We start from the raw sequence: 10,701 nt of genomic DNA on the forward strand, positions 1-10,701 counted from the left end.
GCGGAGCGGGGTTTGCGCGCGGGCGGTTGCCGCGCAGAACCCCACGGCCAGCGCGAACAGCGCTGACCTCACCCAATGTCGCATCGTTTCTCCTTCGTCTGGGTTGGTAAAGCTTCGGTTACGCCTTATCGCAGTTCCAGAAGATCGGCAGGCCCTTCAGTACGCCGGTGAGCTTCTTCGAGTAGGCGGTGGGCTGGAAATACTCGCCCAGAGGCAGATAGGGCACGTCCTGGAACGCCAGGGCCTGCATGTCCTCGCCGATCTTCTTCTGCGCAGCCGCGTCCGGCGCCTCGAACCAAGCGGTGCGTAGTGCTTCCATCTTGTCGTCGGTAGACCAGCCGAACCAGCCGTTGAGGCCGTTGCCGCGCAGGCCGAGATGGGAGGCAGGAGAGTATTGGTCCACGCCGGTGAAGCTGGTGAAAAAAACGCTCCAACCGCCCTTGTCCGGTGCGTTGCGGCTGGCGCGGCGCTGCACGACGGAGCCCCAGTCGGTCTCCTGCAGATCGACGTTCATGCCGGCGCGCTTGAGCATATCGGCGCCGACCTGGCCCATGGCGGTGAGCACGGGAAAATCGGTGGCGACCATGACGACGATCTTCTCGCCCTTGTACCCGGCGGCGGCGAGATCCTTCTTCACCTTGTCCATGTCGCGCTTACCCTCCAGCACGGACATGCCGACATTGCTCTCCAGCGGGGAGCCGGGCGGGAAGAAGCCGACCTTGCCGTTCCACATCTTCGGGTCGTCACCGGCGACGGCGGTCATGTAGTCGCTCTGATCCACTGCCCCGAGTAGGGCGCGGCGGATCGCCGGGTTGTCGAAGGGCGGAAAGAGCTGGTTGAAGCGCATGAGCGAGGGGTAGCCGGTCGGGTCCAGCGTCTCGATGGCAATGTTGCCGTTCTTGCGCAGGATCGGCAGCAGGTCAAAGGTCGGCTGTTCCCACCAATCGACTTCGCCGCTCTGCAGGGCAGCGATGGCAGTGGCGGCGTCGGGGATGACGTTCCACTCGATGCGGTCGAACTTGGCGATCTTGGGGCCGGCGGTCCAATCGGGCGTGCCGCTGGGGCGGGGGACGTAGCCGTCGAATTTCTCGTAGACGACTTTGGCGCCGGGCACGCGCTCATCGGCCTTGAAGCGGAACGGGCCGCTGCCGACCATCTCCGTGATTTGGGTGAAGGCGTCGGTTTTGGCCAGGCGCTCCGGCATGATGGGAAGCATGCTGACGCCGACCTTGCCGAGGGCGGCGGGAAGCAGCGGGAAAGGCCGCTTCATCTTGAACAGGATGGTCTTGTCATCGGGAGCGGAGAGTTCGTCGGTGTAGGCCATCACGGCCTGGCCGAACGCGTCGCGCTTGCCCCAGCGCTGGATGCTGGCGACGCAGTCGCGCGCCAGGACGGGGGTGCCATCGTGAAATTTCAGCCCGTCGCGTAGGGTGAGCTTCCACTCCTTGTCGTTCATCACGCCGTCGCACATTTGCGGCTGCGGTGCGAACTTGCTGTCGGTGGCGAACAGCGTGTCGAACACGGTCATGCCGTGATTGCGGGTGACGTAGGCGGTGGTCCAGACTGGGTCGAGCACGGCCAGGTCGCCCTGTGGGATGAATTTGAGCACTTTGCTGCCCGCGGCCCGGGCGATGTTGGGCCGCGCGAGGCCCAGGCTGCCGATGACCGGCGCGATGGCGGAAGCCTGTAGGAAAGAGCGTCTCTTCAAGTTCCATCTCCCTCGGGCCGGAGCCCGGTAACGGCGCAAACAGATTTCCACCGGCAGGCAAAATCTATGCCGCACTGCACAAGGCGTGGCGGCGGTCTGCGAAATGCGGTTAGGCTGCGCCGGTCCATTGCCCCTACAGCCAAGCGAGCCCCGATGACCGACCTCTGGCGCCTGTCCGCAACCGAGCTTGCCGCCCGCATCCGCCGTCGCGACGTGTCGGCCCGGGAGGCGGCGTTGGCCGGGTTGGCCCGGCTGGATGCGGTGAACCCGAAGATCAATGCGGTGGTGGATCATCGGCCAAACGAGGTTCTGGCAGCGGCGGACGCGGTGGATGCCACGATCGCACGGGGCGATGACCCACGTGTGCTGGGTGGCGTGCCGGTGACGGTGAAGGTCAATACCGACCAGACTGGCTATGCCACCACGAACGGCGTGCGTCTGCAGAAGGACCTGATCGCCAGCAGTAACAGCCCGGTGGTCGATAATCTGCAGCGCGCCGGGGCGGTGATCCTGGGGCGCACGAACACGCCGGCCTTTTCCTATCGCTGGTTCACGACAAACTTGCTGCATGGGGATACGAAGAACCCGCGCGACGCGTCGCTGACACCGGGCGGCTCGTCGGGCGGGGCGGCAGCGGCGGTGACGGCTGGGATCGGGCATCTGGCGCACGGTACGGACATCGCCGGGTCGATCCGCTACCCGGCGTATGCCTGCGGCGTGCATGGGCTGCGGCCGACGCCGGGGCGGGTGCCGGCGTATAATGCGTCGGGGCCGGAGCGGCCGATCGGGCCGCAGATCAGCGCCGTGTCGGGGCCGATCGGGCGGACGATTGCGGATCTTCGGCTGGGGCTGGCGGCGTTTTCCGCGCCCGACCCGCGGGACCCCTGGTATGTGCCGGCGCCGCTGGAGGGGCCGGCGGCGCCGCGCCGGGCCGCTTTGTGCCTACGGCCGGATGGGTTGGCGACGTCGCCGGAGGTGGTGGCGGCGCTAATGGATTCGGCCGACCGGATGCGTGCCGCCGGCTGGGTGGTGGAGGAGGTGGATGCTTTGCCGCCCCTGCGCGAAGCGGCCGAGATGCAGACGAAGTTGTGGCTGGGTGATCGGTTCGAGGCGCAACTCGCCTCCGTCACCAAAGAGGGCGACCCGGGGGCGATGAACATCCTGGCGCAGCACGAGGCGCTGGCGCGGTCCGTCGACCCGGCCATGCTGGGCGCGATTCTGATGCGGCGGGCTGCCATTTTGCGCCTGTGGCAGGTTTTCCTGGAGGACACGCCGGTGGTTCTGCTGCCCGTGTGCGCCGAACTACCCTTCCCCGACCAGCAGGACATGAAGGGGGCCGAGGCGTTCCAAGCGGTGTGGGAGGCGCAGATGATCCAGGTCGCGCTGCCCGTGGTGGGATTGCCGGGGCTGACGGTTTCGACCGGTATGGTCGGGACGGTTCCGGTGGGCGTGCAACTGGTGAGCCGGCGCTACCGGGAGGATTTGTGTCTGGCGGCCGGCGAGGCGATCGAGGCCGGGGGCGTGCCGGCCTCCCCCATCGACCCGGTCTAGGCACCCCTTCCAGCGACCACGCTGCATCTGGCAGAATGGGTGGGATTGCTGCTGGGGATGGTGCATTGAGCCAGAACGACGAACTCGCCCGGGTGAAGGCCCGGATCAAGGCGCTGACCGACCGCACCGTGGCGCGCGGCTGCACCGAGGCGGAGGCGATGGCGGCCGCCGAGATGGTGGGCCGGCTGCTGGAGCGGTATGCGCTGACCATGGAGGAGGTGGATGTCCGGCAAGAGCCGTGCGTCCAGATCGAGGTGCCAATCGGCGGGCGGCAGCGGCGCCCGATCGACGTTTGCGTGCCGGCGCTGGCCCGGTTCTGCGACTGCAAGGTGTGGCTGGCGCGGAGCGAAGAGCAGACGCATTACGTGTTCTTCGGCTTCGAGACGGATACGGCGCTGGCGGCTTATCTATTCGCCGTCATCTCACGCGCGATCACCACCGGGCTGACCGGGTTTCGCCGGGGCGAGGCGGTTTTGATGGGGGTGGCATTGCGCCGGGCCAGCGCGAGCTTTCAGCATGGCATGGCGGCGCGGGTGGCGGAGCGGTTGGGGGGCATGCATGCCGAACGCGAGGCGGCCGTCGCTGCGCAACGTCCGACTGGCACGGCGCTGATGCTGGTGCGTCACCAGGTGGTGGAGGAGGCGTTCCAGGCCCGCAAGGTTCGCCTGCGCTCCCTGCCCGGGCTGACGCTGCGGCGGAATGCGGCATTCCGCGCCGGCCGGGTGGCGGGGGACCGGGTGAATTTGCGTCGCCCGATCGAGGGGGGTGACCCGGCGCTGCTGCGCTGATGGCGGACCGGCAGCGCAACCGCGTTTACGCGTGGGAGGATCGGGTGGTGGCGCCGCACGACCCGACCGTGGTGCCGTTTGGCGCCGGGCAGGGCATGGTGAATGCGATCTGGGCGGAAATGGGGCTGCTGTATCCGCCGCGTGTCGAACCGCTGCCGGCGCAGGCGCGATGCCGGATTGCGGATGCGAACCGGCTGCGCATCCGGCTGCCGCGCTCCACACCATCGTGGTGCGTGCTGCATGAATTGGCGCATGCGATGACGACGACGCAGGATGGTGTGTCGGACGGCCATGGGGCGGATTTCGTGGGTGTGTATGTGCAGTTGCTGAGGACATATTTGCGGCTGGACGGGGCGGAATTGCAGGCCAGCCTGGCGCAGGCCGGGGTGAAGGTGCGGATGGAGGCGCGGGCGGTGTTCTCCGATTGATACGGAGTGGCCTAATAGGATTTAGGTAATTTCAACACGCGTTCGGCAATGTTGGACAGGATCAGTTGTTCGCTGACGGGGGCCAGCTTGGCGATAAGGCTTTCGCGCAGTAGGCGTTCGACGTGGTATTCCTGCGCGTAGCCCATGCCGCCATGCGTCATAACGGCCTGTAGGCAGGCGCGGTAGCCGGCCTCGGCGCCGGCGTATTTCGCGGCGTTGGCCTGGGGGCCGCAGGGGACGCCGCTATCGTACATCCAGGCCGCGCGCAAGCAACCGTAGAAGGCGGATTCCAATTCAATCCAATTGAGCGCAAGCGGGTGTTGGATGGCCTGGTTCTGGCCGATCGGGCGGCCGAACACTTCGCGTTCGCGCGCGTAGTTGGCGGCACGCTCCAGCGCGTATTGGCCAAGGCCGACGGCTTCGATTCCGATCAGCACGCGTTCGGGATTGAGGCTGTCGAGGAGGTAGCGGAAGCCGCGGCCTTCCTCGCCGATACGGTCGGATTCCGGAACGAACATGCCGTCGAAAAACACCTGGTTCGAGTCGACGGCGTGGCGGCCCATCTTGTGGATCAGCCGGATCTCGGCGGTGGTGCGGTCGAGATCGGCGTAGAACAGCGTCAAGCCATCCGCGGGGCGCTTGCATTGGTCGATGGGCGTGGTGCGGGCCAGCAGCATGATCTTGTCGGCGACCTGCGCGGTGGAGGTCCAGATCTTCTGGCCGTGTATCTTGTAGCCGCCCGGCGCACGCTCGGCCCGGGTTTTGGCGCGGGTGGTGTCGAGGCCGGCGTCCGGCTCGGTGACGCCGAAGCAGGCGCGTTGTTCGCCGGCGATGAGTGGCGGGAGCCAGCGCTGCTTCTGCTCCGCCGTGCCGTGCACCACGATCGGATGGGGGCCGAAGATGTTCATGTGGATGGAGGACGCGGCGGCCTGCGCGCCGGGGGAGCGGGCGACGACGTTCATCATCAGCGCAGCCTCCGTCACGCCAAGCCCGGCGCCGCCGTATTCGATAGGCATGGCGATGCCCAGCCAGCCGCCCTCGGCAATTGCCTTGGTGAAAGCAAAGGGGAATGTGCCGGTGCGATCGAGGTCGAGCCAGTAGTGTTCGTCGAAGCTGTGGACGATGCGGCCCACGGCTTCGCGCAATGCCTCCTGTTCCGGTGTGAATCCGAAATCCATCGTGGCCGCCCTCCGTCATTGCAGCCGATGAAGGCGCAGTTGGCGGTAGGCGTCAAACCGGACGCGGTTCGCTGTCCAGCGCGGCCAGGGCCTGGGTGAGATCGGCTATCAGGTCATCGGCGCTCTCCAGACCGATGCTGAGGCGGATCAGGCCGTCGGTGACGCCGATACGGGCGCGGACATCGGCTGGCACGCCGGAGTGGGTGGTGGAGGCGGGATGAGAGACCAGCGATTCAGTGCCACCCAGGCTGACCGCCAGCTTGAACAGGCGCAGCCGGTTCAGCACCTGAAACGCCTCCGCCTGGCCACCGCGGATTTCGATGCTGAAGGTGCTGCCGGGGCCGGTGCATTGGGCGGCGTAGATGCGCTTGGCGGCGGCGCTGCCACGGTCTGGACCGAGGGCGTGGACGGCCGCCACACCGGGATGCGCCTCCAGCATGTGGATGACGGTTTGGGCGGTCGCGGCGGCGGCGCGCACGCGGATGGCGAGGGTTTCCAGCGACCGGCCCACCAGCCAGCAGGAATGCGGGTCCAGCTGCGTGCCAATGGCGCCGCGCAGCAGGCGAATGGGCTGGATCAGGGCGCGGCTGCCGACCACGGCGCCGCCGATCAGGTCGCTGTGGCCGCCGATGTATTTGGTCATCGAGGCGATGGTGAGGTCCGCGCCATGACGCAAAGGCTGCTGGAACACCGGGCTGAGCATCGTGTTGTCGCATAGGATCAGCGGCCGCAATCCGGTGGCCTGGCCGACCCGATCCGCCACGGCGCGGACGGCGGCGATGTCGACCATGGTGTCCAGCGGGTTGGAGGGGGTCTCGATCATCACCAGGCTGAGCCGGCCACGCTGGCAGACATCGTCGGCGGCCTGCTGGATTGCCGCCGGGTCGGTGCCATCGGCGAAGCCGTGGGCGATGATGCCGAAATTGGCCAGGGTGCGGGCGAGCAGCGTCTCGGTGCCGCCATAGAGCGGCTGGCTGTGCAGGATGACGTCGCCGGGCCGGGCGGTGGCCAGGATCGCGGTGGTGATGGCGGCCATGCCGGAACTGAAGGTGAGTGCGGCCTCGCCCGCCTCGTAAACGGCGAGCCGGTCCTCGACGATCTCGCCGTTCGGGTGGTTGAATCGGGCGTAGACCAGGCCCGCCCCGCCCTCCGGCACGGGTTTGCGGCCGGCGACGACGTCGAAAAAATCCCGCCCCTCCTCCGCCGTGGCGAAGGCGAAGGTGGAGGTGAGGAAGACTGGCGGCTTGACCGAGCCCTCGGACCGCGCGGGATCGAAGCCGTAGCCGAGCATAAGGGTTTCGGGCGCCAGGGCTCGGTCGCCGAGCGTCTTGGTGTGGCTGTGGTCCGGCATGGACGCCTCCCTTCGCAATGGCTTTGGCAAACCATGCGCCTGGGCCCGCGAGAATGCACATGATGAGGGCGCGCTGGTCTGAAATGCCCGGCTTTGGGGTGACCGGCGAGACCGGCGGGGGTAACAAGGGCGGATAAGAAGCCGGACGGACGAAACGTGACCGCTGCCGCCAAACCCCTCGCCGCCGTGCCCGGCGTCGACACCTCCATCACAACTGCCCCCACCATCCGCCTGCGAACCGTCATGGCCGGGTCGCTGCTGGCGATGGTGCTGGCGGCGCTGGACCAGAACATCGTCAACACCGCCCTGCCCCGCATGGTGGGCGATTTGGGTGGCATGACGCATCTGTCGTGGGTGGTGACGGCGTTCATGCTGACCGCAACCACCACGACACCGCTGTATGGCAAGCTGTCGGATATTTATGGCCGCCGGACACTGTTCTTCGTGGCCATCGGGATCTTCCTGGTCGGGTCGCTGTTGTGCGGTGCGGCGCAGAGCATGGGGCAGATCATCGCGTTCCGGGCGCTGCAGGGGCTGGGCGCGGGCGGGCTGCTGGTGTTGGCGCAGGCGGCGATCGGGGACGTCGTCTCCCCCCGGGATCGGCCGCGGTATCAGGGGCTGTTCACAGGGACCTTCGCGCTGTCCAGCGTCGCCGGGCCTTTGCTGGGCGGGCTGATTACGCAGGCGCTGTCGTGGCGGTGGGTGTTCTACGTCAACCTGCCGATCGGCATTCTGGCGCTGGTGATGATCGCCACCGGGCTGCGCAAGCAACCGGCTGGGCGGGCGCACTCGATCGACTATCCCGGGGCGGTGCTGCTGGCCAGCGCCACCGCGGCGCTGCTGTTGCTGCTGGCCTGGGGCGGGACGGAGTTCGCATGGCTGTCGGTGCAAAGCGCGGGGTTGGCGCTGCTGACGGCGGGGCTGGTCGGGTGCTTCCTGTGGTGGGAGTTGCGGGCGCCGGAGCCGCTGATCCGCCTGCCGCTGTTCCGCAACCCGGTGTTTGCGCGGGGCGTGGCGGTTGGCGGGATGATGTCGTTCGCCATGCTGGGCTCGACGGTGTTCCTGCCGCTATATTTCCAACTCGTGCTGGGCATGAACCCGGCCCGGGCCGGCGTGATGATGCTGCCGCAGGTGGCTGGAATGCTGCTGACCTCCATCATTGGGGGGCGGATCGTGAGCCGGCTGGGGCGTACCAAACCGTTTTTGCTGGCCGGACTGGGGTTGGAGGCGGCGGCGCTGGCCAGCCTTGCGGTGTTCGCCTTCATCGCCGCCCCAGCCGCGATCTTCCTGATTTCGATGGGTGCGCTGGGGCTGGGGATGGGCATCGGCATGCCGAATTTGACGACGTCGGTCCAGAACTCGGTGGCGCATCGGGAATTGGGTGCGGCGACGGGGGCGATGACGTTCGCCCGGTCGTTGGGCGGAGCATTGGGGGTGGCGACGTCGGGGACGATCATGTCGCTGCGGCTGAGCGGCGCCGGGCAGACGGTGGATGTGGGGGCGCTGGCGGAGCACGGGATGCAGGCGCTGGCCGGGCTGACGACGGCGCAACAGGCGAGCGTGAGTGCGGCGTATCGCGGGGCGCTGGCGGGTTGTTTTACGTTGAGCGGACTGGTGATGACGGCGGCCTTCGTGCTGGTGCTAGGGCTGCCGGAGTTGATGCTGCGGAGTGAGATCGAGGACGTGGTTTAGGCGGCGGTTCTGAGGCCAACGACGCAACTGGATAATCGGCGATAGAGCGACGCAAGAGCTGTTGCGGAACAAGGGCGGCCGCCCGGTGAAAGCCGAGAAGACGGTCAACCAGACGCTTCGGCTCGATGCGGATGTGCTGAAGCCTACAAACAGGCTGGCAGACGCGTATGAATGAAGTGCTATGGGAGAACATGCCGGCATCACAGAAGTAACCTCCGAGAGTTTCTGTGATTATGGCGCCAAGAGAAGGAGCGCCTTCAGTCCAAGTGCGCAGCTTGCTACACCCGTCGCAGCAACAGGATGGACACGCATGACCGCTCGCACTGCCACTATCGCTGCTGGACTGGCTTTGGCGGTGGTCACCGCGTCGGCGCAGGCGAAGGATCACCTCACCATCGGCGTGGCGCAGTTTCCGAACAACCTGCATCCGTATATCGGTTCGCAAACCGTGCAGGGCTACGTCGATGCGCTGAGCCTGCATCGCATCACCGTCTACGACACCACGGGCAAAATCGTCTGCCTGCTGTGCACCGAGGCACCCTCGCTGGAGAACGGGCTGGCGAAGCGGGAGAAAACGGCCAGTGGCGGCGATGGGCTGGCGGTCACCATCAAGCTGAAGCCGGGGCTGATGTGGGGCGACGGGGTGAAGCTGACGGCGAAGGACCTCGCCTTCACTTGGAAGGTCGGTCACGACCCGAATGCCGGGTTCGCCAACGTGCATCCGTGGTCCCGCGCTACGTCCGTCGACGTGGTGGACGACCAGACGGCGGTGCTGCATCTGGACCGGACCGTCACCTCCTACGCGCTGTGGGACGAGATCCTGCCGGAGCATCTGGAAGGGCCGATCCTGGCCGCGGCCAAGACGCCGGCGGATTACATCAACACCACGCTGTATAACAGGGCGCCGACCACGCCGGGCTTGTGGAACGGGCCGTTCCTGGTGTCGGACTACAAATCCAACATCAGTGTCAGCTACAAACCGAACCCGTTTTGGACGGGGACCAAGCCGGGGCTGAAGGAGATCAGCGTACGGCTGATCGAGAATACGGCCGCGTTGCAGGCCAATCTGCTGTCGGGCGATGTAGACATGACCCCGGCCGGCATCGGGCTGTCGATCGACCAGGTGGTGGCGCTGCAGAAGCAGCATGGCAACGAGTTCCGCTTCATCTTCAAGCCGCAGCTTTCTTACGAACATATCGACCTGCAGCTCAGCAACCCCATCTTGCAGGATGAGCGGGTGCGCAAAGCCCTGCTGCACGGGATCGACGTGAAGGCGATCGTGGACCGGCTGTTCGGCGGCTATGGCGACCTGGCGCGGACATTCATCAACAGCCTGGACAGCCATTTCATCACCGACTTGCCGACCTATCCGTTCGACCCGGCGCGTGCCCGCGCGCTGTTGGACGAGGCGGGCTGGAAACCCGGATCGGACGGGATTCGTCGCAATGACAAGGGTGACCGGCTGACCTTCGAGTTCGCCACCACCTCCGGCGCGCGGGTGCGGGAGCTGACGCAGCAGGTGATGCAGAGCCAGTGGAAGGCAATCGGGGTCGAGGTCACGATCAAGAATCAGCCCTCCCGCAGCTTCTTCGGGCAATTGCTGAAGCATCGGGAGTTCACCGGAATGGCGGAATACGCCTCCACGCTGGAGGTAGATTTGACACCCTGGGCGCGGCTGTCCTCGCCGTTCATTCCCTTGGCGGAGAATAACTGGGGCGGCCAGAACTACAGCGGTATCAGCGACCCGAAAATGGATGCCGATATCGCGGCAGCGCAATACGAGCTGGACCCGACGAAGCAACAGGCGCTGTGGGCCGACATGCAGCGCATCTACTCGGGCAAGCTGTATGCGCTGCCGCTGTATTTTCGCGTCGATCCGGACGTGGTGCCGCTGTGGCTGGACGGGTATCAGGCGACCGGGAAGGAAACCTATTCTACCTACTCGGCCGCAGACTGGCACCCGAACTAGAGGGTGTTATGTACTTTCTTGAGGTTAGGGCTTAAT

Annotated in this window: 8 protein-coding genes; 5 read left to right on the top strand and 3 right to left on the bottom strand. The window is 66.4% G+C overall.

What is annotated here, in order from left to right; translation table 11 throughout:
• Positions 1 to 118: 118 nt before the first annotated feature.
• A complete protein-coding gene (locus GSQ76_RS21540) occupies positions 119 to 1,708 on the bottom strand; it encodes an ABC transporter substrate-binding protein (protein WP_158746150.1) in 1,590 nt (529 codons plus the stop codon).
• Positions 1,709 to 1,861: 153 nt separating this feature from the next.
• On the opposite strand from GSQ76_RS21540, the gene GSQ76_RS21545 reads away from it, so the two are divergent.
• From GSQ76_RS21545 to GSQ76_RS21555, 3 genes are all read left to right on the top strand, one after another.
• Positions 1,862 to 3,259 (top strand): amidase family protein, encoded by a 1,398-nt coding sequence (locus tag GSQ76_RS21545; RefSeq protein WP_158746151.1) that lies wholly within the window; start codon positions 1,862 to 1,864, stop codon positions 3,257 to 3,259.
• A 65-nt stretch (positions 3,260 to 3,324) separates the two neighbouring features.
• On the top strand, positions 3,325 to 4,047 hold the full coding sequence (locus tag GSQ76_RS21550; protein WP_254070550.1) for a DUF2786 domain-containing protein: 723 nt from the start codon (positions 3,325 to 3,327) through the stop codon (positions 4,045 to 4,047).
• Positions 4,047 to 4,475: a hypothetical protein gene (locus GSQ76_RS21555; protein WP_158746153.1), complete on the top strand. Its 429-nt coding sequence runs from the start codon at positions 4,047 to 4,049 to the stop codon at positions 4,473 to 4,475. Before GSQ76_RS21550 ends, GSQ76_RS21555 begins: the two co-directional genes overlap by 1 nt.
• 11 nt (positions 4,476 to 4,486) lie before the next feature.
• On the opposite strand, the gene GSQ76_RS21560 is transcribed toward GSQ76_RS21555, so the two are convergent.
• Positions 4,487 to 5,653, bottom strand: a complete 1,167-nt coding sequence (locus tag GSQ76_RS21560) for an acyl-CoA dehydrogenase family protein (protein ID WP_158746154.1) — start codon at positions 5,651 to 5,653, stop codon at positions 4,487 to 4,489.
• 52 nt (positions 5,654 to 5,705) lie between these two features.
• Entirely contained in the window at positions 5,706 to 7,004 is a 1,299-nt protein-coding gene (locus tag GSQ76_RS21565; RefSeq protein ID WP_158746155.1) for a cystathionine gamma-synthase family protein, read from the bottom strand.
• Positions 7,005 to 7,160: 156 nt separating this feature from the next.
• Here GSQ76_RS21565 and GSQ76_RS21570 point away from each other — a divergent pair, with 156 nt between their 5' ends.
• Positions 7,161 to 8,696 (top strand): MDR family MFS transporter, encoded by a 1,536-nt coding sequence (locus GSQ76_RS21570; protein WP_254070551.1) that lies wholly within the window; start codon positions 7,161 to 7,163, stop codon positions 8,694 to 8,696.
• Positions 8,697 to 9,006: 310 nt separating this feature from the next.
• The gene (locus tag GSQ76_RS21575; RefSeq protein WP_158746156.1) at positions 9,007 to 10,665 is read left to right on the top strand and encodes a peptide ABC transporter substrate-binding protein; all 1,659 of its coding nucleotides are present in this window, start codon (positions 9,007 to 9,009) and stop codon (positions 10,663 to 10,665) included.
• Positions 10,666 to 10,701: the final 36 nt, after the last annotated feature.

It is taken from the genome of Acidisphaera sp. L21 (assembly GCF_009765685.1).
Lineage (GTDB): Bacteria > Pseudomonadota > Alphaproteobacteria > Acetobacterales > Acetobacteraceae > LMUY01.